Raw genomic sequence first — 25,871 nt, 5'->3', positions numbered from 1 at the left:
AGTGCTATCGTCGGTAACAGAACGACGGAAACGGTGATACCACCACCGCACTGACCGGAAGAAGGAAAACCATGACCACCACCGGAACCCGCGTCGCGATCGTCACCGGCGGCTCCCGCGGCATCGGCCGCCAGGTCGCCGAGCGGCTGGCCGCCGACGGCATGGCCGTCGTCGTCAACTACGCCGGCAACGAGAAAGAGGCTCAGGCCGCGGTCGACACCATCACCGAGCGGGGCGGGCGGGCGATCGCCGTCCGCGCCGACGTGGCCGACCCGGCCGCGGTCGCGGAGCTGTTCGACACCGCGGAGGCCACGTTCGGCGGCGTGGACGTCGTCGCCCACCTGGCCGGCGTGATGAACCCGCCGACCCCCATCGCCGACACCGACTTCGAGGTCCTCGACCGGGTGCACCGCACCAACATCCGCGGCACCTTCGCCGTGGCCCAGCAGGCCGCGAAGCGGGTGCGCGACGGCGGCGCGGTGATCACCACCTCGACGTCGGTGCTCGGGCTGAACCTGCCCGGCTACGGGATCTACAACGCGACCAAGGGCGCGGTCGAGGCGATCACCATGATCCTGGCGCGCGAGCTGCGCGGCCGCGACATCACCGTGAACACCGTGGCACCGGGCCCGACGGCGACCGCACTGTTCCTCGACGGCAAGGACGAGGAGACCGTCGACCGGATGGCCAAGCAGCCGCCGCTCGAGCGCCTCGGCAAGCCCGAGGACATCGCCGAGGTCGTCGCGTTCCTCGCCGGCCCGGCCCGCTGGGTCAACGGCCAGGTGCTGCGCACCAACGGCGGAATCGTCTGAGAGGGGAAGGCCATGATCATCGTCGTCACCGGCGCCTCCAGCGGGATCGGCGCCCTCTCCGCCCGGGCGCTGGCCCGCAGCGGCCACACCGTCTACGCGGGGATGCGCGCCACCGGCGGCCGCAACGCGCCCCAGGTCGAGGCCGCCGTCGCGTTCGCCCGTGAGCACGGCGTGGACCTGCGCCCGGTCGAGCTGGACGTCTCCAGCCAGGACTCCGCCGACGCCGCCGTCGAGCGGATCGTCGCCGAGCAGGGCCGGCTGGACGTCGTCGTGCACAACGCCGGGCACATGGTGCTCGGCCCGGCCGAGGCGTTCACCCCCGAGCAGCTCGCGCAGCTGTACGACACCAACGCGATCGGCACCCAGCGCGTCAACCGGGCCGCGCTCCCCCACCTGCGCGCGCAACGCGACGGGCTGCTGGTGTGGGTGTCGAGCAGCAGCGTCCGCGGCGGCACCCCGCCCTACCTCGCGCCGTACTTCGCGGCGAAGGCGGCGATGGACAGCCTCGCCGTCTCCTACGCCGCCGAAGTGGCCCGCTTCGGCATCGACACCACGATCGTCGTGCCGGGCGCCTTCACCTCGGGCACCCAGCACTTCCCGAACTCCGGGCACCCGGCCGACGAGGCCGTCGCGGCCGCCTACGAGGAGCGGTACGCGGGGTTGGTGGACCACGTCGCGGAGAAGCTGGCCGACATCACCCCGGCCGGCGCCGACGTCGTGACCGTCGCCGAGGAGCTGGCGAGGGTCGTCGACCTGCCCAAGGGGAAGCGGCCGTTCCGGGTGCACATCGACCCGTCCGACGACGGCGGGTGGCTGGTCGCGGAGGTCGGCGACCGGATCCGGAGCGAGTTCCTGCGCCGGATCGACCTGGGCGACCTGCTCACCCCGGCGGCCGGCTGAACCGCGTGACGATCACGTGGTCCTTCGCCGGGCCGCGGACCGCCCACTCCTGCCGCCAGCGCCGCGCGTCGAGCACCCGGTAGCTCCCGCGGTACAGGTCGGCGCGGCAGGGGTGGTCCGTTTCCCAGTGGCCGGCGCGCAGGTCGAGGGCGTGGAAGAACCCGCCGTGGTCGAAGTGCACGTCCGCGCGCCCGGGCGCGGTGGGCCGGTAGTGCAGCGTGCGGGTCACCGGTCCGGTATAGGTGCCGAGCCGCATCTCGCCGGCTTCGCGGTAGACGAGGACGCCGTCCTCCTCGGTGAAGGTGGCCATGCCGGTCACCTCCCCCGCCGGATCCCCGCCGGCGGTGAGGATTTCGCGGTCGAGCCGCCACTCGCCGCCGAAATGCGCGGCGAGATCGGGCACCGGGAAGCACTCGTCCATCACGACCAGTGTGTCATCCGGCCGTGACCGGGCCGGGATAGGTTCGGATCATGCGTCTTCCGAGGGGGATGGCCGCCCTGTGCGTGCTCGCCTGCGTCACCGCCTGTTCCGGCCCGCCGCCCGCAGTCACGCCGCCTGCGGTCCCGCCGCCACCGGCCACGACGAGCCACCCGCCGACGCCGGCCCGCACCACGACCAGCCCGCCGCCGGCCTTCGTCACCCCCGCGGAGGTCACCGCGGCGTGCCCGTTCGTCACGGTGGACGACATCACGCACGCGATCGGCGGCAGCTGGTCGGCAACCGCGGTCGAGCAGCCGGCGGAGAAGGATTCGTTCCTCTGCACCTACAAGAGCGAATTCCACGACGCCGCGGCATTCCAGCTGCGGATTCTCGTGCCCGTCGGCCGTTCGCCCCGGAGACTGTCCGCCGACATCGCGAAGTCGTGCGCGAAAAGCCCGGTCGCCGTTCCCGGCACCGGTGACGCCGCGTTCCACTGCCAGGGCCCCGACCAGGACATCGACGGGATCGCGGAGAAGCAGACGCGGATCGTCGTCACCAAGACGAGTCACGGCCAGACCCGGGCCGGGGTGCTGGATCTGCACACGATCCGCGACGACGTCTACGTCGCCCTCGCGAAACTCCTCAGCGAACGGCTCTGATCCCGCCGCGCCGGAGAGGGCGGCCGGAAGTTGTCGGACCCCCGCTCTAGACTCGGCCGGGTGGCAGAGACCGAGTTCGCGACCGCGTCCGACGCGCTGGAGACCCTCCGGCGCGTGTTCGGCTACGACGCCTTCCGCGGTGACCAGGCGGCGATCGTCGAGCACGTGATCGCGGGTGGCGACGCGCTCGTGCTGATGCCCACCGGCGGCGGGAAGTCGTTGTGCTACCAGATTCCCGCGCTGGTGCGGCCGGGTGTCGGCGTGGTCGTCTCACCCCTGATCGCGCTGATGCAGGACCAGGTCGACGCATTGCGCAACGCCGGTGTCCGCGCCGGTTTCCTCAACTCCACGCAGGACTACGCGGCTCGCCAGGAGGTCGAGTCGGCGTTCCTGTCCGGCGAGCTCGACCTGCTCTACCTGGCCCCGGAACGGCTTTCGGTGGAATCCACCGTGCGGCTGCTCGACCGCGGCAAGATCTCGCTGTTCGCGATCGACGAGGCGCACTGCGTCGCCCAGTGGGGCCACGACTTCCGGCCCGACTACCTCCAGCTTTCCGCGCTGCACGAACGCTGGCCGGACGTGCCGCGGATCGCGCTCACCGCCACCGCGACCGAGGCCACGCACCAGGAGATCGCGGCCCGGCTGAACCTCGACGAGGCCCGCCACTTCGTCGCGAGCTTCGACCGGCCGAACATCCAGTACCGGATCGTCGGCAAGAACTCGCCGCAGCGGCAACTGCTGGAGCTGCTGCGCACCGAGCACCAGGGCGACGCGGGGATCGTCTACTGCCTGTCCCGGAACTCGGTCGAGAAAACCGCGGAGTTCCTGGTGCAGAACGGGATTCCCGCGGTCCCCTACCACGCGGGCCTCGACGCGCGCACCCGCGCGAAGCACCAGTCGCGGTTCCTCCGCGAGGACGGCCTGATCGTGGTCGCGACGATCGCGTTCGGCATGGGCATCGACAAGCCGGACGTCCGGTTCGTCGCCCACCTCGACCTGCCGAAGTCCGTCGAGGGCTACTACCAGGAGACCGGGCGCGCGGGGCGTGACGGCCTGCCCTCCACCGCCTGGCTCGCGTACGGGCTGCAGGACGTCGTGCAGCAGCGCAAGATGATCGACACGTCCGAGGGCGACGACGCGCACCGGCGGCGGCTGGGCGCGCACCTGAACGCGATGCTCGCGCTGTGCGAGACGGTGGAGTGCCGCCGCGTGCAGATCCTCAACTACTTCGGGCAGAAAAGCGATCCCTGCGGCAACTGCGACACGTGCCTGAGCCCGCCCGAGAAGTTCGACGGCACGATCCCGGCGCAGAAGTTGCTGTCGACGATCGTGCGGCTGCGCAACGAACGGCGGCAGAAGTTCGGGGCCGGGCAGGTGATCGACATCCTGCTCGGCAAGTCCACGCCGAAGGTCACGCAGTTCCAGCACGACACGCTCAAGACGTTCGGCATCGGCACCGAGCTGCGCGAGCCCGAGTGGCGCGCGGTGGTACGGCAGCTGCTGGCCCAGGGCCTGCTCGCGGTCGAAGGCGACTACGGCTCGCTGGTGCTCACCGAGGCCAGCGCCGAAGTCCTGGGTGGCGACCGCGACGTGATGCTGCGCCGCGAGCCCGAGCGCGCGGCGGCCGCGAAGGTCCGCGGCAGCAGGAAGACCGCCCCCGCGGTGGACATGCCCGCGGAGGCGGCCCCGGTGTTCGAGCGCCTGCGTGCCTGGCGGGCCGGCGTCGCGAAGGAGCAGGGTGTGCCCGCGTACGTCATCTTCCACGACGCGACCCTGCGCCAGATCGCCACGCAACGGCCGGCTTCACTGGCCGACCTGGGCACGGTCAGCGGCGTCGGCGAGAACAAGCTCGCCAAGTACGGCGAGGGCGTCCTCGAGGTGCTGACCGCCGGGTGACTAGCGGGTGGCCGGTCCCGGCTGCCCGTCCGGCCCGGTCACGGAGTTGACCTTGCGGACCGCGCCGGCGATCTGCTCGTGGTACTTGCCCTTGGTCTTGTCGTCGACGAACTTGGCCGCCTTGCCGACGGCCCCGTTCACCTTTTCGGGGTTTTTCTTGGCGTACGCGCGGGCGGCGCCGGCCGCGCCGGCCAGCACGGTGAGCTTGCGCAGGAAAGCCATGGTCGTCTCCCTCGTCGGTGTGCGGTCATCCTGACAACGCGGACGAACCACCCGGAGGTTCCCCGTGTGACGACCGCCAAACCTCGGGGCTCGGCGTGCCGGGCCGGGAACGCACCGTGGCCGGGGCGGAAAATGCCGCGCGACCTGCCGCCACCCGCCTCTAGGCTCGCGTTCATGCGCGACCTGGCGACCCTGCCGAAGGCCCACCTGCACGTCCATCTGGAGAGCACCGTCCGGCCGGGCACCCTGCGCGAACTGGGCGAGGCCAACGGCGTCGACGTCCCGGCCGAGCCGCCGGTGTTCGACGGCTTCCGCGCCTTCGCCGACTACAACGCGCTCATCCGCTCGTGCCTGCGGCGGCCCGAGGACTTCGAGCGCATCGCCCGCGAGTACTGCGAAGACGAACTCGCCCAAGGCACGCGCTACGCGGAAATCACGTTCACCGCGGCTTCGCACGGGGAACGCCTCGGCGACCTCGAAATGCCGCTCGCGTCCGTCCTCAAAGGACTTTCCGGCACCGGGCTCGGATGGCGGCTCCTCCTGGACCACTCGCGACGCCGTTCGGTCGAGCGGGCCGAGCGCACCCTCGACCTCGCGCTGAAGTACGACGAAGTCTTCGCGATCGGCATGGCCGGTGAAGAAAACCACTCCCTGCGTCCCTTCGCGACGGTCTTCGAGAAGGCCCGCGCGGCCGGCCTCCACCTGCTGCACCACACCGGTGAGGACGCCGGCCCGGACAGCATCCGCGAAGCCCTCGACGTCGGCCGGACCGAACGACTGGGCCACGGCATCCGCGTTCTCGAAGACCCCGCGCTGGTCGCCGAGGTCCGCGACCGGGGGCTCGCGCTGGAGGTCTGCCCGTCGTCGAACGTGACGCTCGGGCTCGTGCCGTCCCTGCCCGGGCACCCGCTCCCCCGGCTCCTCGACGCCGGGCTGACGGTCACGCTCAACACCGACGTCCCGTCGGTCACCGGCGCGAACCTGGCCGCGGAGTACGCCCGCGTCCGGGACGCCTTCGGCTACGACGACGCCGTGATGGCGGGCTTCGCGCGGGCGAGCGTCACCGCGTCCTTCGCCCCCGAGGCGGCCAAGGACGTGATGCTGCGCGACATCGACGCGTGGCTCACACCGGCAGCAGGCGGGTGACCAGCGTGCCGAGCTGGTGCACCGTGCGGCACTCGTGCATCTCGACGACGTCGGCGTACTCCAGCGCGGCCGAGTCGCCGGTCGACCACAACGACCGCCGTTCCGGGTTCAGCCAGTAGACGTGCCGGGCGCGGGCCTTGATCTCGCGGACGGCGTCGAGGTTCGGGTCGCCGCCGTTGGTGCGGGCGTCGCCGAGGATCAGCACCGACGTGCGCGGGCCGACCGCGTCGAGCCAGTTGGCCGTGAACTGGCGCAGCGAGCCGCCGTAGTCGCTGTGGCCGTCCCAACGCACCAGCGCCGCTTCGGACAGCATGCGCGCGCCCAGGTGCTCGGGGTCGGCGGTGCCCGTGGTGACCAGGTGGGTGACCTCGTCGGCGCTGTCGACGAAGGCGAACACGCGGATCTTGCTGAACTGGTCGCGCAGGGCCTGCACCAGCAGCATGGTGAAGTTCGCGAACCCCGCCACCGAGCCGGAAAGGTCGCACAGCAGCACGATTTCCGGCCGGCCGGGCCGCCGGTGGCGGTAGGCCGGGCGCAGCGGCACCCCACCGGTCGACAGCGACCGCCGCAGCGTGCGGCGCAGGTCGATCTGCCCGCGCGTCGTGCGCTTGCGGCGGGCGGCGAGGCGCGTCGCGAGCTTGCGGGACAGCGGCTGGATCGTCCGGCGCAGCTCGGCGAGCTGGGTCCGGCTGGCGATGAGGAAGTCGACGCGGTCGGGCGCGGGCGCGATGGCGTGCTTGGCGACGCGCTTGCGGCCACGGACCTCGGCCGCGCGCCGTCGCGCCTCGGTGCGGACCTGACCGCGGAAGCCTTCGACGCGGCGGCGGATCTCGTCGCGGTCGAACCGATCGGTGAACTCGCCGCGCGCGCCGCCGCCGCGCACCGCGGCCAGCACCCGCGCGATCAGCGTCTGCGGCTGGAGCCGCTCCAGGGTCTGGTGGGCCGAGAACCCGCCGCCCGGGCCGGAGGACGAGCCGTACTGGCCGAGCATGTCCACCGCGAGCCCGGCGAGCTGGGAGAGGGCCTGTTGGTCGCCGTCGGCGAGTGCGGCGGCGAGTTCCTCGCGCAGCTCCTCCGGCGTCGACGGCTGGTCTTCCCGGGCCCGCTCGGGCGTGCCGATCCCGGCCGGGAAGTACAGGTCGAACGCGGCGTCGAACACCGCGCGCTGCCCGCCGCGCCGGACCAGCGCCGCGGCCAGGCCTTCGCGGACCAGCTCGCGGTCGTCGAAACCGAGGACTTCCAGCGCGGCCGCGGCGTCGACCGTCTCGGCGGGGCCGGCCGGGATGCCCTGGGCCCGCAGTGCCTTGACGAACGACGCGAGCCGCTCCGGCACGCCGCCGGTCACGACGCGTCCAGGACCTGTTCGAGCTTCAGGCCGGCACCGGCCTTGGCGATGTCGTCCTGGTGCTTGAGGACGACGCCGAGGCTTTCCCGCACGACCTGCTCGTCCAGGGCGTCCGCGCCGAGCGCGAGCAGGGTGCGGGCCCAGTCGATGGTCTCGGCGACCGACGGCAGCTTGCGCAGGTCCATCGCACGCAGCGCGGCGATCACCCGGACGACGGAATCGGCGAGCGCGTCGTCGATGCCCGGGACCTTGAGCCGGACGATGTCGCGTTCGAGCTCTTCGTCCGGGAAGTCGATGTGCAGGAACAGGCACCGTCGGCGCAGGGCCTCGGACAGCTCGCGCGTCGCGTTGGAAGTCAGCACGGCGAACGGCGCGCGCGTCGCGGTGATCGTCCCCAGCTCCGGCACGGTCACCTGGAAGTCGCCGAGCACCTCCAGCAGCAGGCCCTCGACCTCCATGTCGGCCTTGTCGGTCTCGTCGATCAGCAGCACGGTCGGCTCGTCGGAGGAGATCGCGGTGAGCAGCGGGCGGCGCAGCAGGAACTCCTCGCCGAAGATGTCGGTGCGGGCGTCCTCCCACGTCTCGTCGCGGCCGGCGGTGATCCGCAGCAGCTGCTTCGCGTGGTTCCACTCGTACAGCGCGCGGGCCTCGTCGATGCCCTCGTAGCACTGCAGGCGCACCAGCCGCGAGCCGCTGACCTGGGCGACGGCCTTGGCGAGCTCGGTCTTGCCGACGCCGGCGGGGCCCTCGACGAGCAGCGGCTTGCCGAGCCGGTCGGCCAGGAACACCGTGGTCGCCACCGCCGTCGAGGCCAGGTAGCCGGCTTCGGCCAGTTTCGCCGACACGTCGTCGACGGAAGCGAAGAATCCGGTGCCCACCACTGACCTCCTAAGCGGTCGCTCACCAGGAGCGTACCCGACAGCCGGGCTAGCATCGGCCGCGTGACCTACGTTGCGGCATCCGGCCGATACGAATCGATCCCCTACCGGCGCTGCGGGCGGTCCGGGCTCAAGCTGCCCGCGATCTCGCTCGGGCTGTGGCACAACTTCGGCCACGACCGTCCGCTGCAGACCCAGCGCGACATCACCCGCCGCGCCTTCGACCTCGGCATCACGCACTTCGACCTGGCCAACAACTACGGCCCGCCGTACGGCTCGGCGGAGGAGAACTTCGGGCGGTTGCTGGCCACCGACTTCAAGCCGTACCGCGACGAGCTGGTGATCTCGACCAAGGCGGGCTACGACATGTGGCCCGGCCCGTACGGCGAGTGGGGCTCCCGCAAGTACCTGCTGTCCTCCCTGGACCAGTCGCTCGGCCGGCTGGGCCTAGACTACGTCGACATCTTCTACTCCCACCGGTTCGACCCCGAGACGCCGCTGGAGGAGACGGTCGGGGCGCTCGACTCCGCCGTCCGCGCCGGGAAAGCGCTTTACGTCGGGATTTCGTCGTACAACTCGGAGCGGACCGCCGAGGCCGCGCGGTTGCTGCGCGAACTCGGCACGCCGCTGCTGATCCACCAGCCGTCGTACTCGATGCTGAACCGCTGGATCGAGGAGGACGGGCTCCTGGACACCCTGGAGGAGGTGGGCGCGGGCTGCATCGCGTTCTCGCCGCTGGCGCAGGGGCTGCTCACGGACAAGTACCTCAAGGGCGTCCCCGCGGATTCGCGGGCGGCGCAGGGCAAGTCGCTCGACCCGGACACCCTCGACGAAGACCGGCTGGGCCGGGTCCGCGCGCTCAACGAGATCGCCTCGCGCCGCGGCCAGTCGCTGGCCCAGCTGGCGCTCGCGTGGGCCCTGCGCGACCACCGCGTGACGTCGGTGCTGATCGGCGCGAGCAGCGTCAAGCAGCTCGAAGACAACGTCGGCGCGCTGGGCAACCTCGACTTCAGCTCGGAGGAGCTGACCGAGATCGACGGCCACGCCACCGACGCGGACATCAACCTCTGGAAGCGGTCCTCGGACGGCTGACAGCCGACGAACCGGCGACGGCGGGGCGCCCGGTGCGTCCCGCCGTCGAAGCGGACCCGCTCGCCGCGCGGCTGTCGTCCGAAGTGGACGAACGCCGGAAGCAGGCGGCGAGCGGGCCGGCCGACCAGTCCGGGCCCGCGCCCGCGCCCGTGAGATGCTGGCCGCATGACCCAGCTCTGGGTGGACGACCTACGGCCGGCGCCGCCGGGGTGGACGTGGGCGAAGTCGAGCGCGGAGGCGATCTCGCTGCTCAGGGCCGGCGAATTCACGGCAATCTCGCTGGACCACGACCTCGGCGGCGACGACACGACCCGCCCGGTCGTGCTGTGGCTGTGCGAGCACGACCGCTGGCCGCCGGAAGTGCGAGTGCACACGGCGAACCCGGTGGGCCGGGAGTGGCTCACCGGCATGGCGCGGCGGTACGGGCCCGGAGTCCGCTAACCGGCACCGCGCGCACGCCGGGCCTCGACCAGGTCCTCGCGGGCACGGGCGACTCGCGAGCGGACGGTCCCGACCGGGCAGCCGCAGACGTCGGCGGCCTCGGCGTAGGACAGGCCGAGGACCTGGGTCAGCACGAGGACTTCGCGCCGTTCCGGGTCGAGGCCGTCCAGCAGGAGGCCCAGCTCGACCAGTTCCTCGAAGCCGGCCGCCGGGTTGCGGGTGCGCTCGGCGGCGGCTTCCCAGTCGGTGTCGGCGATCTTCGGGCGGGCGCCCGCAGCCCGGAGCTGGTCGACGACCACCCGCCGCGCGATCGACAACAGCCAGGTCCGCGACGACGAACGTCCGGCGAAGCGGCGAAGGCTGCCGAAGGCGCGAAGGTAGGTCTCCTGCGTCAGGTCGTCGGCCGCGGACGCGTCGGTGAGGTGGGCGAGGAAGCGCCAGACGTCGGCCTGTGTCGCGCGGACCCAGTCCTCCAGGGCGAGCCGGTCGCCGCGGCCTGCCGCCATCGCCAGGGCCGTGACGCGCTCGTCGTCTTCACCGCGGGTCATGATCCGGAACTTAGCAGTGACGACGACCCTCGCGGATCCGCCGTCCGGCTGCCGGGAACACCCGTCACTCGACCTGCTTGACCGCCCATTCCGCCCACTCGCGCTGCATCGCCGAGAACCGCTTGCCCCACTCGAGCACCAGGCGGCCGTAGAGCGACTGGTTGTCGTCGCCCCAGTCGATCGTGCCCTCCAGCTCGGCCAGCCGCTCTTCGCGCGCCCGCGCCGACTCCCCCATCGACGCGACGTAGCCGCGCGCCTGCGCCGGCGAGACCGAGCCGAGGAAGTACACGCGCAGCAGACCGGCGCTGCGGGGCGGGCCGCCCGGGTCGACGTCGATCAGCCAGTGCCGCAGCTCTTCGAGCCCGGCCTCGGTGATCTCGTACTCCTTGCGCCCGCGCGGGCCCTCGGCGAGGACGTGGATCATGCCCGCCGCCTCCAGCTTGCCCAGCTCGCCGTAGAGCTGGCTCTGCGTCGCGGGCCAGACGTTGGCCATCGCCCGCTCGAACCGCTTCAGCAGGTCGTAGCCGCTTCCGGGCTCGTCGGCCAGCATGCCGAGCACCGCGTGTCGAAGGCTCATGCGCCCATCATGACATTCCACTATTGACATGTCTATCCAGGAGCTTCTAGTTTTGACATGTCAAAGTTGGAACGTCAGGGGAGAGACCGGCATGAACTACCTGAAGAGCTTCCTTCCGTGGATCGCCTTCGCCGTGGTCGCGACGCAGTTCGACTGGCGCTGGTCCGGCCTGACCGGGCTGGTCATCTCGGCCGCGCTCCTCGTGCTCGCCCGCCGCGAAGGCCGCAAGGCGGACGCCCTCATCATCGAGTTGAGCGCGCTCGCCTTCTTCGCGCTCCTCACCGCCGTCGCGTTCGCCTTCCCGGCGTCGCCGCTCAAGACCTACACCGGCGCGCTCACCGACGCCTGGCTCGCGCTCACCGCCTGGGGCTCGCTCGCCCTGCGCCGGCCGTTCACCCTCGGCATCGCCCGCACCATGACGCCGCCGGAGCTCTGGGACAACCCGATCTTCAAGCGCGTCAACGTGGTCATCACGCTCGTGTGGGCCGCGAGCTTCACCGTCACCGGCCTCGCCGGCATCGCGCTGCTGAACTTCGCGCCGCACGCGACGGCCGCGCTGATCACCCTCAAGGTCCTCGGCTTCGCCGTCCCGGTCGCCTTCACCATCCGCTACCCGCGCATCGTCCGCGCCCGAGCCGAAAAGGCCGCCTGACATGACCACCAGCGACTTCCACCTGAGCGGCGCCTACGCGCCCGTCCACGACGAGCTGACGGCGTTCGACCTCCCGGTGACCGGCGCCCTGCCGCCCGAGCTGACCGGCTGGTACCTGCGCAACGGCCCGAACCCGCGCGAGGACAGCAAGCACTGGTTCACCGGCGACGGCATGGTCCACGGCGTCCGGCTCGAAGGCGGCCGCGCCGCCTGGTACCGCAACCGGTGGGTGCGCACCGAGAGCTTCGACGACCCGGATCTCGGGCTGTACAACGAAGACGGCTCGCGCAACCTCCACGCCAGCGTCGCGAACACGCACGTGGTGAACCACGCCGGCCGCACCCTCGCGCTCGTCGAATCCTCGCTGCCGTACGAGATCACGACCGACCTCGAAACCGTCGGTGCCTACGACTTCGGCGGCGAGCTGGCCGACTCGATGACCGCGCACCCGAAGATCTGCACCACGACCGGGGAACTGCACTTCTTCGGCTACGGCGGCATCACCGCGCCGCACGTCGGCTACTACCGGGCCGACGCCGCCGGCGAGCTCGTCGTCAAGCAGCCGATCGACGTCCCGGGGCTGACGATGATGCACGACTTCGCGCTCACCGCGGAGCACGTGGTCTTCTACGACCTGCCCGTGGTCTTCGACCGGGCGTCGGTCGGCCAGGGCATGCCCTACCGGTGGGACGCGGGCTACGGCGCCCGCCTCGGCGTGCTGCGCCGCGACCGGCCCGAAGCCGGCGTGCGCTGGCTGGAGATCGAGCCCTGCTACGTCTTCCACACGCTCAACGCCTTCGACACGCCCGACAGCCGGATCGTCGTGCACGTGATGCGCTACGACCACCAGTGGTGGGCGGGCCACGACGACCCGCCGGCGTCGCTGTGGCGCTGGACGATCGACCTCGCCGCGGGCACGGTGACCGAGGACCGGCTCGACGACCGCCCGGGCGAGTTCCCCCGCATCGACGACCGGCTCGCCGGGTCCGACACGCGGTTCGGGCACGTCACCGGCCACGACGTCCTGCGCCGCTACGACCTGCACGCGGGGACCGCCACCGAGCACGTCTTCGGGGAAGGACGCGTCCCCGGCGAAGCGGTGTTCGTCCCGGCGGAGCACGGCGAAGGCTGGCTGCTGACGTACGTCTACGACGCGACAGAAGACCGCAGCGACCTCGTCGTGCTCGACGCGGGGAACGTCGGCGCGGCGCCGGTCGCCACGGTCCACCTCCCGCAGCGCGTTCCCGCGGGCTTCCACGGGAACTGGCTGCCGGACGCTTAGGCGAACTTGGTCTTCGGCCGGTCCTGCCGGACGCCGTCCACGTAGACGTCGACCTTCTCGTCGAGGAAGGCCACCAGCCCGGCGGCGCGCTCGCTCTCCGGCAGCGGCGTCGGGTAGCTCCAGGCGAGGTCCTCGTGCCCGGTCACGTCGAAGTGCTCGGCGGCTCCCTTGTACGGGCAATGCGTGACGGTGTCGATCTTCGTGAGCAGGTCCATCCGGACGTCGACGCGGGGCAGGTAGTAGCGCGTCGGCAGGCCGGTCTCGAAGAGCAGGTGCGGCCGCACGGTGTCGGCGACGGTCACGCCGTCGACCTCGATCCGCACGTGGCGCGAGCTCGGCAGGATGTCGACGCGGACGCCGGGGTCACGCGGGTGCGTGAAGATCTGTTCGTCCTCCTCGAACCAGTCGAAGGCGCCGAACTCGAAGCGGACGTGGTCCCGGAGCTCCTCGATGGGCGAATCCGGGTACTCCAGCGCGGCGTCCACCGCCTCGCCTCCCCCACCCTTTATCGTCGACAGAACACCTTCTCCGCGGCTGGGCGAGTGCGACGTCCGGCCGGAGGGTGCGAGAACGCCGCTGACGACGTCCGCGCGCGGGAAGTAGTACGTCGGGTAGTAGGGAACTTCCCACACCAGAAGGGGGTGCACCGTGTCCGCGACGACCTGCCCGCCGAGGAACACGCGTACCCGCTTCGCGCCTTGTGCCACGCGGACCCGGCCGCGTACCGGAGTGCTCATGCCCCGGTCAACGGGTCCCGAAGCGGGCGTATTCCGGCGGAACCGGGGTTCGGGCGGCTAGCGTGGCAGGAAGCAAGCGGACGACAGGAGGCGGGCACGGGTGGCCGGCGTAGAAGTTCCAACGGTCGGGACCCCCGCCGGGATGCGCAAGATCAACCAGCGGGCGGTGCTCGACCTGCTGCGCCGCAGCGGGCCGGCGACCCGGCCGCAGGTGGCGAAGGACACCGGGCTGTCGAAGCCGACGGTGAGCCAGGCGCTGCTCGCGCTGGAAGCCGCCGGGCTGGCGCGCCCGACCGGCCACACCTCCACCGGCACCGGACGCTCGGCCGTGCTGTACGAGGCCGACCCGACCGCGGGGTACGTGCTGGGCGTCGACATCGGACGCGAGCACATCCGCGTCGCGGTGTCGGACCTCGGCCGCACGATCGTCGCGCGCCGCGACGAACGCAACACGGCACGTTCCGGCGCCGCGCTGGTCACGGCGGTCGGGAAGATCGCGGCTTCGGCCGTCGCGGAGGCGCGGCTGGCGCAGTCCGACATCGTTGTCCGCGTGGTCGGCTCCCCCGGCGTCGCCGACCCGGAGAAGCGCTGCTTCCGGCACGCGCCGAACCTGCCGGGCTGGGGCCGCGCCGGGCTGATCGACGACCTCGAGGCCGCGCTGGGCCCGGACCTGATGGTGGAGAACGACGCGAACCTGACGGCGGTCGGCGAAGGCGAAAGCGGCGCCGCGCGTGGGGCGTCGGTGTTCGGCTGCATCACGATCGGCACGGGCGTCGGCATGGGCATGATGGTCGACGGCCGGGTGTTCCGCGGCGCGACGGGCGCGGCGGGCGAGATCGGCTACCTGCCGTACGGCCGCACCCGATCGTCCCTGGAGGACGGCGCCCCGCCGGCCCGCGGCCACCTGGAGGAGGCGACGGCGGCCCAGTCGGTGGTCCGCGGCGCGCGCGAACTCGGCTTGGGCACGGCGAAGTCGGCCCGCGAGGTGTTCCGCCTGGCCCGCGAGGGCGACGAACTGGCGCGGCGGGCCCTGGAGGCGGAAGCGGACCGGCTGGCGTACACGGTGGCCTCGGTGGCGGCGGTGATCGACCCGGAGCTGATCGTCCTGGGCGGCGGGATGGGGACGGCGGCGGATCTGCTGCTGGAGCCGCTGGATCGCGCGCTGCGGGCGTTCACGCCGTTGGTGCCGAAGGTGGTACAGGGCGAGCTGGGCGAGGACGCGGTGCTGGCGGGGGCGATCAGCGTGGGCTTGCGGGCGGCTCAGGGGTTGGTCTTCGACCGTCGCGTGGGTGCCGCTTAGGCCGCGCGCCAGGCTTGGCCGCCGGTCGAGAGGCGCCACGGCGTCAGCTTCAGCACCGTGATCTTCGGGTCCCGGAAGTCCTCGCCGCCCAGGATCTTCGGGTCGTAACCCAGCGGCTCCGGTGCCGAGGCGAACCGGCCCCACAGGTACTTCCGGGTCTCCTCGTCGTCGGTGAACTCCGCCCGGCACTCCGCCACCGCCACCTCGTGCCGCGGGTCCCAGTACGAGCACGACACGTACGGCGATTCCGCCAGGTGCGCGACCTTCAGCGGCGTCGGGCGGGTGAACACCCAGCCGGTCAGGCCGTCCGGGCCGAGGTCCCAGATCGGGTGGACCACCCGCGACCGCGGCCGCCCGCGCCGGTCGACGGTCACCAAAGTGCACCACACCACGCGGTGCGCCACGCGGACGAACGCTCCGGCCAGTTCCGCCGGCACCCTGCTAGATTCCACAACCATGGTTGTGCATCCTACGCCGGACGGCTTGGACTTGTCACTCACCAGCCTCTTCGCGGGCTGGGTAATGACCGACGAGGTCCAGCGGCGGCTCACCGAAAACAGCTTCGGCGACTTGCGGTTCAACGACGGCGTGGTGATCCAGCACGTCCTCGCCGCTCCGCTGTCCATCACCGCGCTCGCCGAGCGGATGGGCGTGACCCAGCAGGCGGCGTCGAAGGCCGTCGCGGACCTCGAACGGCGGGGATTGCTGCGCCGCGAGCCCGATCCCGCCGACGCGCGCACCAAACTGCTGCACCTCACCGGACACGCGCTCGACGCCGTCGAAGCCACTCGCGACCGAAGGCAGGAGCTTCAGGACGAACTCGTTGCGGAGTACGGGAAAGAGCGCGTCGATGACGCGCGAGAACTGCTGGCGTCGATCATCACGCGCTTCGGCGGCGGTGAGGCGATCCGGGGCAGGCGGGTCCGGCCACCACGCTAGTTACCCGGCAGGTAATCGACCACCGCGCCCGGACCGCCGACGATGAACGGCATGAGCGAAACGAACCGCACCATCGTCGTCGACTGCCTGGAGAACCTGTTCACGCACAAGGACTTCGACGCCGCGAAGGCCGCGCTGCACCCCGACTTCGTCACCCACAGCCCCGGCCTGCCGAACGGCCGCGACGCGTTCGCCGACGCCGTCGAGAACTCGCCGCTCGCCGGCGCGACCGCCGAGATCAAGCACGTCGTCGCGGAGAACGACCTCGTCATGGTGCACCTGCACGTCGCCGGGCAGGCCATCGTCGACATCCTGCGCGTCGAGGACGGCCTGCTCGTCGAGCACTGGGACGTCAAGCAGCCGCTGGGCGGGTGATCACGCAGGTCCCCGACGCCGTCGCCAGCAGCTTGCCCTCGGCGTCGCGGATCTCCCCCTCGGCGAACGCGATCCGCGAGCCCTCCTTCACGACGCGCCCGGTCGCCCGGATCTCGCCGCGGCCCGCGTGGATGGCGCGCAGGTAGCTCACCTTCAGCTCCACCGACGAGTAGCCGACGCCCGCGGGCAGCGTCGTGTGCACCGCGCAGCCGACGACCGAGTCCAGCATCGTCGCCGCGACGCCGCCGTGCACCATCCCGATCGGGTTGTACAGCGACTCGTCGGGCTCGATGACCGCGACGACCTCGCCGTGGCCGATGTGCGTCCAGCGCATCCCGAAGTGCGCGGCGATCGGCGGCCCCGGGATGCGCCCCTCGGCGATCGCGGTCAGGTACTCGAACCCGGTCATCGTGGCGCCGAGGCGGGCGGTCGGCAGCGGATCCTGCCAGGTGATGGTCTTCGAGCGGGTCTGCGCCCCGGCGGCCACGTCGGTCATCTCGGCTCCTCGATTATGACAACTGTCTTAATCGCAGCGTCGCCCGCGCGCCCGCCCGCGTCAAGCGCGGCGTGACCCAGGCCACGGCGGGCGACCCGCGGGTGGAATCATCCGGGGGTGGACAACGACGCCGGCCGCAAGCTCATCGACCCGGAACGGGTGAGCGCGGCGATCGACGGGCTGGGCGACCGCGCCGTCATCGCCGAGTGGGCCCAGCGCTTCTCCGTGGTCGCCGACCCGTCCCGGCTGGCCCTGCTGGTCTCGATCCACTACGCCCGTGAAATCAGCGTCACCGACCTCGCCGCCGTCACCGGCATGACCGACACCGCGGTTTCGCAGGCCCTCCGGCTGCTGCGCGCGCACGGGCTGGTCACCACGCAGCGCACCGGACGCGTCGTGCGCTACCGGCTCGCGGACGCCACCGTGCACGAACTCATCCACCGGGTGCGGCCGCACCCGGAACAGCCCGTGCAGGAGGAAGAACGGTAGCGTGCGGACATGACGGGATTGCCCGAGACCATCACCGCCTGCCTGTTCGATCTCGATGGAGTTCTTACCGGTACGGCCGTTCTGCACAGCCAAGCCTGGAAACGGACTTTCGACGAGTTTCTTCGCGCCCGCGACGGCGACGGCTTCCAGGAGTTCACCGACCGGGACTACGCGACCTATGTGGACGGCCGCCCGCGCGCCGACGGGGTCCGCGAGTTCCTGCGCTCACGCGGGATCGAACTGCCGGAAGGCACCCCGGACGACCCGCCGGACGCCCCCACCGTCAACGGCGTCGGCAACCGCAAGAACGAGCTCGTCCTGAAGATCATCGACGAGAACGGGGTGAACACCTACCCCGGCTCGGTCCGCTACCTCGAAGCCGTGAAAGCCGCCGGCCTGCGGATCGGCGTCGTGACGTCGTCGGCGAACGGCGCCAAGGTGCTCGACGCCGGTGACCTGACCAAGTACGTCGAGGCCCGCGTCGACGGCCTGACCATCCGCGAGCAGCACCTCAAGGGCAAGCCCGCGCCCGACTCGTTCCTGGCCGGCGCCGCGGCGCTCGGCGTCGAACCCGCCCACGCGGCCGTGTTCGAGGACGCCCAGTCCGGCGTCCAGGCCGGGAAAGCCGGCAACTTCGGGTACGTCGTGGGCGTGAACCGCGCGGACCAGGCCGAAGCGCTGAAGGCGCACGGCGCCGACATCGTCGTCGACGACCTCGCCGACCTGCTGGAGGATCGATGACCGAAGAAGAACCCCGCGGCTACGAATGCGCGGCGTGGGAGCTGCGCTGGCGCGGGATGGACGTCGACGCCCTGCAGCGCACCGAGTCGGCGTTCGCCGTGTCCAACGGCCACATCGGGATGCGCGGCACGCTCGAGGAAGCCGAGCCGCGCGGCCTGCCCGGCACCTACCTCAACGGCTTCTACGAGCAGCACGAACTCCCCTACGCCGAAGCGGGATACGGCTACCCCGAAGAGGGCCAGACCGTCGTCAACGTGACCGACGGCAAGATCATCCGGCTGCTCGTCGAGGACGAGCCGCTCGACATGCGCTACGGCGCCGCCACCAAGCACGACCGGGTGCTCGACTTCCGCAAGGGCACGCTGTGCCGCAGCACGGAGTGGTCGTCGCCGACCGGGCGGCGGGTCCGCGTGCGCACCGAGCGGCTGGTGTCCTTCACCCAGCGCGCGGTCGCCGCGATCCGGTACGAGGTCGAGCCGCTCGACGAGGACCTGCAGCTGGTCGTCCAGTCCGACCTGCTGGCCAACGAGCCGATCGAGTCCGACACCAGCGACCCGCGGGTGGCCGCCGCGCTGAACTCGCCGCTGGTGGGCGAGTTCCACCGCGCGTCCGACTACAACGCCGTGCTGGTGCACCAGACCCGCCGGTCCGGGCTGCGGATGGCCGCGGCGATGGACCACAAGATCGAGGTGGACGACGGGATCCGCGCCCGCATCCACTCCGAGGAGGACCTCGCGCGGCTCACCGTCGCGGTCGACGTGCCGAAGGGCGGGCGGCTGCGCATCACCAAGTTCCTCGCCTACGGCTGGTCCGCGCAGCGTTCGGTCCCCGCGCTGCGGTCCCAGGTCGAGGCCGCGCTGGCGGGCGCGCGCCAGACCGGCTGGAAGGGCCTGGTCACCGAGCAGCGCCAGTTCCTCGACGACTTCTGGGCCACCTCGGACATCGAGATCGAGGGCGACCCCGAGCTGCAGCAAGCCGTCCGCTTCGCGCTGTTCCACCTCCTGCAGGCCGGGGCCCGCGGCGAAAGCCGCGCGATCGCGGGCAAGGGGCTGACCGGCCCGGGCTACGACGGGCACGCCTTCTGGGACACCGAGTCGTTCGTCCTGCCGGTGCTCACCTACACGATGCCGGACGCCGCGCGCGACGCCCTGCGCTGGCGGCACTCCACAATGGACAAAGCGCGGGAACGCGCGCACCAGCTGGGGTTGCGCGGCGCGGCGTTCCCGTGGCGCTCGATCAACGGCGCCGAGTGCTCGGCGTACTGGCCGGCGGGCACGGCTGCGTTCCACGTCAGCGCGGACATCGCCGACGCCGTCCTGCGGTACCTCAACGCGACCGGCGACGAGGAGTTCGAGCGCGACTACGGCACCGAGCTGCTGCTGGAAACCGCGCGGCTGTGGGCGTCGCTCGGGCACCACGACCGGCACGGCGACTTCCGCATCGACGGCGTCACCGGGCCCGACGAGTACTCGGCCGTGGCGGACAACAACGTCTACACGAACCTGATGGCGCGCCGGAACCTGATGGCCGCCGCGGATTCGTGTGAGCGTCACCCGGACGTGGCGGCGCACTTCGGCGTCGACACGGTCGAGCTGGACAGCTGGCGCGCGGCCGCCGCGGCGATGTACCTGCCCTACGACGCGGAGCTCGGCGTGCACCCGCAGTCCGAGGGCTTCCTCGACCACGACGAGTGGGACTACGAGCACACGGACCTCGCGCACTACCCGCTGCTGCTGCACTTCCCGTACTTCGACCTGTACCGCAAGCAGGTCGTGAAGCAGGCGGACCTGGTGCTGGCGCTGTACATGTGCGGCGACTCGTTCAGCCCGGAAGAGAAGGCCCGCAACTTCGCCTACTACGAGGCTCGCACGGTGCGGGACTCGTCGCTCTCGGCGGGGACGCAGTCGGTGGTCGCGGCCGAGGTCGGGCACCTCGAGCTGGCCTACGACTACCTCGCCGAAGCCGCGCTGACCGACCTGCACGACGTGCACAACAACGTGCGCAACGGCCTGCACATGGCGTCGCTGGCCGGGGCGTGGCAAGGCGCCGTGGCCGGTTTCGGCGGCCTGCGCGACCACGGCGGGAAGCTGGCGTTCGCGCCGCGGCTGCCGCCGCAGCTGGACCGGATCACGTTCCGGCTGATGTTCCGCGGCACCCGGTTCCAGGTCGAGGTCGACCGCGACCAGGCGACCTACCACGTGCTGGACGGCGACCCGATCGACGTGCTGCACCACGGCGAGCGCGTCACGGTCACCGCCGAGCCGCAGCGGTTCACGATCCCGAAGATCGACGCGGGCGACCCGCCGACGCAGCCCCCGGGCCGCGCCCCGATGCGGCGCGACTCGGAAGAGGCCCGTCAGTACGCGGAACCGGCGAACCCGATCACTGCGGAAGGTCGCTGACGGCGTCCCGTCCGGGTGGGGCCGGAACGTCTTCGGTCCCACCCGGGTTCACGTCCGGGTCGGGCGCGGTGGGCACGTCGTGGGTCAGCTGCCCGGGGGTCGGGAGCTTCGGGAGCTCGTCGTCTTCGTCGTCACGGGCGTGGAGGCGCTGCTGCTCGCTCATGGTTCCGGAATACCCGGTTTTCCCGGCCGGGACCAGTGGTCAGGCCGCGGCGGCCTTGCCCCGCGCCTTCTCCCGCGCTTTGTCCTGCAGCGTCAGCAGCAGGCCGTCACGGGTCGACCAGGGGCAGATCGCGACCTTGCCGCCCGCGACCGTCAGCAGTGCTTCCGCCACGATCGCGCCCGCCAGCGCCTGGTGGGCGCGGCTGCGGGAGATGCCCGGCAGCTCCGCGCGCTTCGACGGCGGGAGCGCGGCCAGCCGCGGGATCCAGGCCCGCAGGTCGTCGAGCCGCAGCTCCTTGCACTTGTTCGGGCGGGCGCCCGACAGCCGCGCGAGCTGCTGCAGCACCTTCGAACAGCCGACGACGCGCGGGTCGTCGACGTCCGCGGCGCCCAGCGCGGTGGTCACGACGTCGAGCGCGTGCGCGCGCAACGCCTTGACCCGCTTGGCGGACACGCGTTCGCCCGGCAGCCAGTCGCGGGTCATCGACCGCGCGCCCAGCGGCAGCGACCGCGCGAACGTGGCGTGGTCGCCGCGGCCCGCGGCCAGCTCGACCGTGCCGCCGCCGATGTCGAGCACCAGCAGCGGCCCGGCGTCCGCGCCGAACCAGCGGCGGGAGGCCACGTAGGTCAGCTCGGCTTCGCGACGGCCGGAGAGGAACCGCAGCTCGACGCCGGTTTCACCGGCGACGTACCGCACGATGTCGGCCGCGTTGGTGGCGTCGCGGATCGAGGACGTCGCGAGCGGGTAGATGTGGCTCACGCCGTGGCGGTAGGCGGCGCCCATGCCCGCGGCGACGGCGGCCGTGACGTCGGCGATGCCGTGGGCCGAGAGCCGGCCACGGCCGTCGAGCTCGCGGTCGAGGCGCAGCCGCGTCTGGTGGTTCAGCACCGGCTCCCGCGGCGAACCGTCGACCGGGACCACCACCAGGCGGGCGCTGAACGATCCCACGTCGAGTACGCCCACCGTGGGCTCTTCGATTTTTCGCACGGCTCGGCGCACCTCGCTTCCGGACTAGTGAATATCCCCAGTTCGACAGGTCGAAACACGCAATACTGCCGGAAATCGACGCGGTTTGCCGCATTTACCACCTCCGGAAGTGCCTTGATGAAGCGAAGGTCACAGTCCGATAACCCAATCGAGTGAACCGTGCCACTGCTGGACACGATTCGGTAACGCCCGCTCTCCGCGTTCCGACTTACCGGCGTGGGGCAGGGGAACGTGGGCGAGCGGCATTCGATGCTCGTACGGCCGGCCGCCGCCGTGCTCGCGGTGGTGGCCGGGCTCGGTTGTGTCCTGCTCGGCGTCACCGCGGTGCTAACCCCGGGCGATCCGGGAGCCCCCGGAGTGGCCGCGGACCGGCCCGTGACCGTCGGCGCCGGGGTCCTGCCGGCCGCGCTGGCGATCCCCGACCTGGGCCTGGCCCTGAACCACCTCGTCGACCTCGGCCACATCGGCGGCCGCCGGGAGCAGCCTGGCACGGCGCTGGGCGTCGGCTGGTTCGCCGACGGCCCGGCCCCGGGCGCACCGGGCGTCGCCGTGCTGTCCGGGCACGCCGAGTTCGGGTACTCCGGCGGCGCGTTCGGCCGCCTCGGCACGCTGAAGCCGGGCGCACCCGTCGTCGTGCGCGACGACGAAGGGCGCGAAGCCCGCTTCACGGTCCGCAGGACCGCGACGTTCCCGGCCAGTGAACCCGACAGCACGCTCGTCGCGCCGGAAGGCCCGGGCCCCGAGCTGCGCCTGATCACCAGCGACGGGACCCACGACCTCGCCGGGATCGACTCCCCGCGGATCGCCGTCTACGCGGTCCCGGTCTGAGGCTCAGCCCAGCAGCTCCCGCAGCTGGGACACCGCCGAGACCCGCGCTTCGCGGCCGGGCAGCATCGGGTTGACGACGAGCGTCGTCGCGCCGGCCTCCTTGAACGCCGCCAGCCGCTCCTTGACGTACCCGGCCGGGCCGACCAGCGAGATCGAGCGCAGCAGCTCGAGGGGCACGGCCGCCGCGGCCTCGTCCTTCTTGCCGTCGAGGTAGAGGTCCTGGATCAGCTTCGCCTCGGCCTCGTAGCCGTAGCGGCGCGCGAGGTCGTTGTAGAAGTTCTTGCCGCGCGCGCCCATCCCGCCGACGTAGAGCGCCACGATCGGCCGCAGGTGGTCGAGCAGCGGCTCGACGTCGTCGCCGATCGCCAGCGCGGCGCTGACGAACGTGTCCAGCTCGCCCAGCGCCGGGTCGCGCTTGGCCTTGCCGGCGGCCAGGGACTCGCCCCAGACGTCGGCGGCCTTCTCCGGGTGGAAGAAGATCGGCTGCCAGCCCTCGGCGATCTCGGCGGTGAGCGCGACGTTCTTCGGCCCGAGCGAGGCCAGCAGCACCGGGATGCGCTCGCGCACCGGGTGGTTGATCAGCTTGAGCGGCTTGCCGAGGCCGGTGCCCTGCTCCGGCGGCAGGGGGATCGTGTAGTGCTTGCCGTCGTGGACGACGCGTTCGCGGCGCCACACCTGGCGGCAGATCTCGACGATCTCGCGGGTCCTGGCCAGCGGCGCGTCGTACTTCACGCCGTGGAAACCCTCGATGACCTGCGGGCCGGAGGCGCCGAGGCCGAGGATGAACCGCCCGTCGGAGACGAAGTCGAGCCCGGCCGCGGTCATCGCGGTCAGCGTCGGGGTCCGGGTGTAGATCTGGAAGATGCCCGACGCGAGCTGGACGCGCTCGGTCTTCGCCGCCAGGAAGCCGAGCTGGCTGACGGCGTCGAAGGAGTAGGCCTCGGGAACGAACGCGACGTCGAGCCCCGCCTTCTCGAGTTCGACGATGTCGGCGACGCTTTCGGCGAAGCCTCCGGCGTAGTTGATCCCGGTCCCGATCCGCATGGCCACCTCCGTTGCTGAGCAAGCGCTTAGTAGCGGATCCTAACGGGGCCGGGCGGGCCGCGCGCCGGCGATGTGCGCGCCGCCACTCAGCGGCCGCTGAGCGTGCGGACCACCAGCTCCGCCGAAGCCCCGGCCCCGAGCGTCGTGCCGGCGTAGCGGACGTCGGCGGCGAGCGTGCCGGCCGGTGGCTCGGCGCGGACCGTGAGCCACACCGTGACCATCAGGAGCCAGCGGACGACCAGGTAGACGAACAGCAGCACGCCGACGAGCGTGCCGAAGGCCGCGACCGCGGGCGACCGGCCGAGCAGGTGCAGGTACAGCCCGCCGGCCTGCTGGAGCGCGGCGAGCCCGACGGCGGCGGCCCCGGCCGGACGCAGCGTCGAGCGCAGGGGCAGCGGACGGCGCGGCAGGTGGGCCAGGCACCAGGCGATGACCAGCCAGTTCGCCGCGAGGCCGAGCAGCAGGGAGCCCGCGACGAGGACGAAGTGCGCGAACCCACCGGTCAGCCCGGTCAGGTGCAGGAGCCCGGTGCCGGCCGCGCCCGTGAGCGCCGCCAGACCGAAGGACACGGCCATCGCGAGCCCGACTCCGGCCAGCACCACGACGTCGGCGGCGATGCCGCGCAGCAGCGGCCGCGGGGTGCGCTCCTGGCCGAGCATCGCGGTGACGGCGTCGCGGACGTTGCTGATCCAGCTCCAGCCCGAATACGCGGCCACGGCGAGCGCGAGCAGCCCGATCCGGCCGCGTTCGCCGACGACGGTGTGCACGACGCCGGTGACCTGCCCGCCGATCTCGGGCGGCAGCGAGCCGTCGATGACCCGGTCGAGCTCGGTCGCGAGCAGCCGGTCGCCGGCCAGCACGAACCCGGCCACCGAGACGGCGACCATGACCAGCGGGACCAGCGCGAGCAGGCTGAAGAAGGTGACCGCGGCCGCGTAGTGGTCACCGTCGCGTTCGCGGTACCGGGCCAGCGTCGCCCCGGCCCGCCGGACCCCCTTGCCCACGACGGCTTTCCCCGCTCCACGTCCCACCGGCCGACCCTCTCATTCGCGCGTGTCCCCCGCAGTCCGACACCGCGGCGGGGAAAACGTCACGTGATCACGGCCGGATCTCGCGCGATTGTTTCTTCGCGGCATCAATCCCGTGGGTGCGGATTCCCGAATTCGGGGACCACCGTGCCCCGGACGTCGCCGAAACCGATCCGGGTGCCGTCCGGGCCGGGAGCGGTCGCGGTGATGACGACCTCGTCGCCGTCTTCGAGGAACGTCCGCTGCTCGCCGTCCGGGAGGTCGAGGGGTTCGCGGCCGCCCCAGGACAGTTCCAGGAACGAGCCGCGCTGGTCGCGGTCCGGGCCGGTCACCGTGCCCGAGGCGAACAGGTCGCCGGTGCGCAGGCTCGCGCCGTTGACCGTCAGGTGGGCCAGCTGCTGCGGCGCCGTCCAGTACTGCGTCGCGAACGGCGGGCTCGACACCAGGTGGCCGTTGAGCCGGATCTCGATCGCCAGGTCCAGTCCCCATTTTTCGCTGGTGCGCAGGTACTCGAACGGCTCCGGGTCCTGCGGCGGGCCGTCGACCCGGGCGTGCTCCAGCGCCGCGAGGGGGACGATCCACGGCGACACCGACGTCGCGAACGACTTGCCGAGGAACGGGCCCAGCGGCTGCGACTCCCAGGCCTGGATGTCGCGGGCCGACCAGTCGTTGACCAGGCAGACGCCGAAGACGTGGTCCGCGAAGTTCTCAGTGGACACTCGCGTGCCGGGCGTGGACGGGACGCCGACGACGAACCCGACCTCCGCCTCGATGTCCAGCCGTTGCGAGGGGCCGAACGAAGGATCGTCGGCGTTGCGCGGCTTGCGCTGCCCGTGCGGGCGGACGACCGGCGTGCCCGACGCGACGACCGTGCCCGCCCGGCCGTGGTAGCCGATCGGCAGGTGCTTCCAGTTCGGCGGCAGCTCGGCCGCGTCGGGCCGGAAGATCCGGCCGGCGTTGAGCGCGTGCTGCTCGCTGGAGTAGAAGTCGACGTAGTCGGCGACCTCGAACGCCAGGTGCGTAGCCACTTCGGCCAGGGGCACGAGGTGCGGGCGCAGCTGGTCGGCGTAGCGGGGTTCGGTCAGCCAGGCCCGGACGCTCTCGCGGACCTCCCGCCAGGTGTCCGGCCCGGCGGCCAGCAGCGGGTTGAGTACGCCGGAGGTGAGCAGCGGCGCGAAGGCCGCCGCGGTCTCGGCGGCCGCGGCCGTCAGGTCGAGGACGTGCTCGCCGACGGGCACGCCGACCCGCCGCTCGGGCGCGCCGCCGACCGAGAACACGCCGTAGGGCAGGTTGTCCAGGCCGAACGGCGTGTCGTCGGGGAGGTCGAGCCAGGTCACGTCTGCTCCTCGTGGTAGTGGTACCGAGTCGGCGCGGAGGTCGTATCCGGTTACGACCGCTCGCCGGCTCGGTCGTGCGGGCTCGGCGGCGTGCCGCCGAGCCCGGTCACGTCTGCTCCTCGTCGTCCGCGCCA

General features: G+C 71.9%; 30 protein-coding genes. 16 read left to right on the top strand and 14 right to left on the bottom strand.

Going from position 1 to position 25,871, the window contains the following annotated elements; translation table 11 throughout:
* The first annotated feature begins 71 nt into the window (after window positions 1–71).
* Both AA23TX_RS29680 and AA23TX_RS29675 read left to right on the top strand, forming a co-directional pair.
* On the top strand, window positions 72–812 hold the full coding sequence (locus AA23TX_RS29680; protein ID WP_155546074.1) for an SDR family oxidoreductase: 741 nt from the start codon (window positions 72–74) through the stop codon (window positions 810–812).
* Between the two features lie 12 nt (window positions 813–824).
* Complete coding sequence (locus AA23TX_RS29675; RefSeq protein ID WP_155546073.1) at window positions 825–1,712, top strand: SDR family oxidoreductase; 888 nt, start codon at window positions 825–827, stop codon at window positions 1,710–1,712.
* On the opposite strand, the gene AA23TX_RS29670 is transcribed toward AA23TX_RS29675, so the two are convergent.
* Entirely contained in the window at window positions 1,693–2,133 is a 441-nt protein-coding gene (locus tag AA23TX_RS29670) for a DUF6314 family protein (RefSeq protein WP_155546072.1), read from the bottom strand. The two genes, AA23TX_RS29675 and AA23TX_RS29670, sit on opposite strands and share 20 nt — an antisense overlap.
* Window positions 2,134–2,183: 50 nt before the next feature.
* On the opposite strand from AA23TX_RS29670, the gene AA23TX_RS29665 reads away from it, so the two are divergent.
* A complete protein-coding gene (locus AA23TX_RS29665) occupies window positions 2,184–2,792 on the top strand; it encodes a hypothetical protein (protein WP_155546071.1) in 609 nt (202 codons plus the stop codon).
* Window positions 2,793–2,852: 60 nt separating this feature from the next.
* A complete protein-coding gene (recQ, locus tag AA23TX_RS29660) occupies window positions 2,853–4,688 on the top strand; it encodes a DNA helicase RecQ (RefSeq protein ID WP_155546070.1) in 1,836 nt (611 codons plus the stop codon).
* Here the strand turns inward: recQ and AA23TX_RS29655 are convergent, their stop codons facing one another.
* Complete coding sequence (locus tag AA23TX_RS29655; protein WP_155546069.1) at window positions 4,689–4,910, bottom strand: antitoxin; 222 nt, start codon at window positions 4,908–4,910, stop codon at window positions 4,689–4,691.
* Between the two features lie 174 nt (window positions 4,911–5,084).
* Here AA23TX_RS29655 and add point away from each other — a divergent pair, with 174 nt between their 5' ends.
* On the top strand, window positions 5,085–6,056 hold the full coding sequence (add, locus tag AA23TX_RS29650; RefSeq protein ID WP_155546068.1) for an adenosine deaminase: 972 nt from the start codon (window positions 5,085–5,087) through the stop codon (window positions 6,054–6,056).
* Here the strand turns inward: add and AA23TX_RS29645 are convergent.
* Complete coding sequence (locus AA23TX_RS29645) at window positions 6,034–7,401, bottom strand: vWA domain-containing protein (RefSeq protein ID WP_155546067.1); 1,368 nt, start codon at window positions 7,399–7,401, stop codon at window positions 6,034–6,036. The genes add and AA23TX_RS29645 overlap by 23 nt on opposite strands.
* Complete coding sequence (locus AA23TX_RS29640; RefSeq protein WP_155546066.1) at window positions 7,398–8,279, bottom strand: AAA family ATPase; 882 nt, start codon at window positions 8,277–8,279, stop codon at window positions 7,398–7,400. Before AA23TX_RS29640 ends, AA23TX_RS29645 begins: the two co-directional genes overlap by 4 nt.
* 63 nt (window positions 8,280–8,342) lie before the next feature.
* On the opposite strand from AA23TX_RS29640, the gene mgrA reads away from it, so the two are divergent.
* Both mgrA and AA23TX_RS29630 read left to right on the top strand, forming a co-directional pair.
* Window positions 8,343–9,371 carry an L-glyceraldehyde 3-phosphate reductase gene (gene mgrA / locus AA23TX_RS29635; RefSeq protein WP_155546065.1) on the top strand — a complete coding sequence of 343 codons (1,029 nt, stop codon included), beginning with the start codon at window positions 8,343–8,345 and terminating at the stop codon, window positions 9,369–9,371.
* 165 nt (window positions 9,372–9,536) lie between these two features.
* Complete coding sequence (locus AA23TX_RS29630) at window positions 9,537–9,812, top strand: cyclic-phosphate processing receiver domain-containing protein (RefSeq protein WP_155546064.1); 276 nt, start codon at window positions 9,537–9,539, stop codon at window positions 9,810–9,812.
* On the opposite strand, the gene AA23TX_RS29625 is transcribed toward AA23TX_RS29630, so the two are convergent.
* Window positions 9,809–10,360, bottom strand: coding sequence for a sigma-70 family RNA polymerase sigma factor (locus tag AA23TX_RS29625; protein WP_155546063.1), 552 nt, complete (start codon window positions 10,358–10,360; stop codon window positions 9,809–9,811). The genes AA23TX_RS29630 and AA23TX_RS29625 overlap by 4 nt on opposite strands.
* A gap of 64 nt (window positions 10,361–10,424) precedes the next feature.
* Window positions 10,425–10,937, bottom strand: coding sequence for a PadR family transcriptional regulator (locus AA23TX_RS29620; protein WP_155546062.1), 513 nt, complete (start codon window positions 10,935–10,937; stop codon window positions 10,425–10,427).
* 91 nt (window positions 10,938–11,028) lie between these two features.
* Here AA23TX_RS29620 and AA23TX_RS29615 point away from each other — a divergent pair, with 91 nt between their 5' ends.
* Both AA23TX_RS29615 and AA23TX_RS29610 read left to right on the top strand, forming a co-directional pair.
* Window positions 11,029–11,589, top strand: coding sequence for a hypothetical protein (locus AA23TX_RS29615; protein ID WP_155546061.1), 561 nt, complete (start codon window positions 11,029–11,031; stop codon window positions 11,587–11,589).
* Between the two features lies 1 nt (window position 11,590).
* Entirely contained in the window at window positions 11,591–12,871 is a 1,281-nt protein-coding gene (locus AA23TX_RS29610; protein WP_155546060.1) for a carotenoid oxygenase family protein, read from the top strand.
* On the opposite strand, the gene AA23TX_RS29605 is transcribed toward AA23TX_RS29610, so the two are convergent.
* Window positions 12,868–13,608, bottom strand: coding sequence for a DUF427 domain-containing protein (locus AA23TX_RS29605; protein ID WP_196425586.1), 741 nt, complete (start codon window positions 13,606–13,608; stop codon window positions 12,868–12,870). The genes AA23TX_RS29610 and AA23TX_RS29605 overlap by 4 nt on opposite strands.
* Window positions 13,609–13,708: 100 nt before the next feature.
* Here AA23TX_RS29605 and AA23TX_RS29600 point away from each other — a divergent pair, with 100 nt between their 5' ends.
* Window positions 13,709–14,908 carry an ROK family protein gene (locus tag AA23TX_RS29600; RefSeq protein WP_155546059.1) on the top strand — a complete coding sequence of 400 codons (1,200 nt, stop codon included), beginning with the start codon at window positions 13,709–13,711 and terminating at the stop codon, window positions 14,906–14,908.
* Here AA23TX_RS29600 and AA23TX_RS29595 read toward each other — a convergent pair.
* Complete coding sequence (locus AA23TX_RS29595) at window positions 14,905–15,366, bottom strand: pyridoxamine 5'-phosphate oxidase family protein (RefSeq protein ID WP_155546058.1); 462 nt, start codon at window positions 15,364–15,366, stop codon at window positions 14,905–14,907. The two genes, AA23TX_RS29600 and AA23TX_RS29595, sit on opposite strands and share 4 nt — an antisense overlap.
* On the opposite strand from AA23TX_RS29595, the gene AA23TX_RS29590 reads away from it, so the two are divergent.
* The gene (locus AA23TX_RS29590) at window positions 15,365–15,847 is read left to right on the top strand and encodes a MarR family winged helix-turn-helix transcriptional regulator (RefSeq protein ID WP_155546057.1); all 483 of its coding nucleotides are present in this window, start codon (window positions 15,365–15,367) and stop codon (window positions 15,845–15,847) included. The genes AA23TX_RS29595 and AA23TX_RS29590 overlap by 2 nt on opposite strands.
* A gap of 51 nt (window positions 15,848–15,898) precedes the next feature.
* Entirely contained in the window at window positions 15,899–16,222 is a 324-nt protein-coding gene (locus AA23TX_RS29585) for a nuclear transport factor 2 family protein (protein WP_155546056.1), read from the top strand.
* Here AA23TX_RS29585 and AA23TX_RS29580 read toward each other — a convergent pair.
* On the bottom strand, window positions 16,200–16,718 hold the full coding sequence (locus tag AA23TX_RS29580; protein ID WP_155546055.1) for a PaaI family thioesterase: 519 nt from the start codon (window positions 16,716–16,718) through the stop codon (window positions 16,200–16,202). The genes AA23TX_RS29585 and AA23TX_RS29580 overlap by 23 nt on opposite strands.
* 117 nt (window positions 16,719–16,835) lie before the next feature.
* On the opposite strand from AA23TX_RS29580, the gene AA23TX_RS29575 reads away from it, so the two are divergent.
* The 3 genes from AA23TX_RS29575 to AA23TX_RS29565 are packed head-to-tail and all read left to right on the top strand — an operon-like array spanning window position 16,836 to window position 20,350.
* Window positions 16,836–17,207: an ArsR/SmtB family transcription factor gene (locus AA23TX_RS29575; protein WP_155546054.1), complete on the top strand. Its 372-nt coding sequence runs from the start codon at window positions 16,836–16,838 to the stop codon at window positions 17,205–17,207.
* A gap of 9 nt (window positions 17,208–17,216) precedes the next feature.
* Window positions 17,217–17,948 carry an HAD family hydrolase gene (locus AA23TX_RS29570; protein WP_155546053.1) on the top strand — a complete coding sequence of 244 codons (732 nt, stop codon included), beginning with the start codon at window positions 17,217–17,219 and terminating at the stop codon, window positions 17,946–17,948.
* Window positions 17,945–20,350, top strand: a complete 2,406-nt coding sequence (locus AA23TX_RS29565; RefSeq protein WP_155546052.1) for a glycoside hydrolase family 65 protein — start codon at window positions 17,945–17,947, stop codon at window positions 20,348–20,350. Before AA23TX_RS29570 ends, AA23TX_RS29565 begins: the two co-directional genes overlap by 4 nt.
* Here AA23TX_RS29565 and AA23TX_RS29560 read toward each other — a convergent pair.
* Together AA23TX_RS29560 and AA23TX_RS29555 are read right to left on the bottom strand one after the other, a co-directional pair.
* On the bottom strand, window positions 20,331–20,513 hold the full coding sequence (locus tag AA23TX_RS29560; RefSeq protein ID WP_155546051.1) for a hypothetical protein: 183 nt from the start codon (window positions 20,511–20,513) through the stop codon (window positions 20,331–20,333). The two genes, AA23TX_RS29565 and AA23TX_RS29560, sit on opposite strands and share 20 nt — an antisense overlap.
* A 39-nt stretch (window positions 20,514–20,552) precedes the next feature.
* Window positions 20,553–21,500 carry a Ppx/GppA phosphatase family protein gene (locus AA23TX_RS29555; RefSeq protein ID WP_196425585.1) on the bottom strand — a complete coding sequence of 316 codons (948 nt, stop codon included), beginning with the start codon at window positions 21,498–21,500 and terminating at the stop codon, window positions 20,553–20,555.
* A 249-nt stretch (window positions 21,501–21,749) separates the two neighbouring features.
* Between AA23TX_RS29555 and AA23TX_RS29550 the strand changes: the two genes are divergently transcribed.
* Window positions 21,750–22,328, top strand: a complete 579-nt coding sequence (locus tag AA23TX_RS29550) for a class F sortase (protein ID WP_155546050.1) — start codon at window positions 21,750–21,752, stop codon at window positions 22,326–22,328.
* 3 nt (window positions 22,329–22,331) lie between these two features.
* Here AA23TX_RS29550 and AA23TX_RS29545 read toward each other — a convergent pair whose 3' ends face one another.
* From AA23TX_RS29545 to fahA, 3 genes are all read right to left on the bottom strand, one after another.
* The gene (locus tag AA23TX_RS29545; protein ID WP_155546049.1) at window positions 22,332–23,372 is read right to left on the bottom strand and encodes an LLM class F420-dependent oxidoreductase; all 1,041 of its coding nucleotides are present in this window, start codon (window positions 23,370–23,372) and stop codon (window positions 22,332–22,334) included.
* 86 nt (window positions 23,373–23,458) lie between these two features.
* The gene (locus AA23TX_RS29540; RefSeq protein WP_155546048.1) at window positions 23,459–24,403 is read right to left on the bottom strand and encodes a YhjD/YihY/BrkB family envelope integrity protein; all 945 of its coding nucleotides are present in this window, start codon (window positions 24,401–24,403) and stop codon (window positions 23,459–23,461) included.
* A gap of 104 nt (window positions 24,404–24,507) precedes the next feature.
* Complete coding sequence (gene fahA / locus AA23TX_RS29535) at window positions 24,508–25,737, bottom strand: fumarylacetoacetase (RefSeq protein ID WP_155546047.1); 1,230 nt, start codon at window positions 25,735–25,737, stop codon at window positions 24,508–24,510.
* Window positions 25,738–25,871: the final 134 nt, after the last annotated feature.

It is taken from the genome of Amycolatopsis camponoti (genome assembly GCF_902497555.1).
In the GTDB taxonomy this organism is placed as follows: domain Bacteria; phylum Actinomycetota; class Actinomycetes; order Mycobacteriales; family Pseudonocardiaceae; genus Amycolatopsis; species Amycolatopsis camponoti.
Note: the sequence above shows the minus strand (reverse complement) of the source record. Positions and strands in the feature narration are given on the sequence as shown.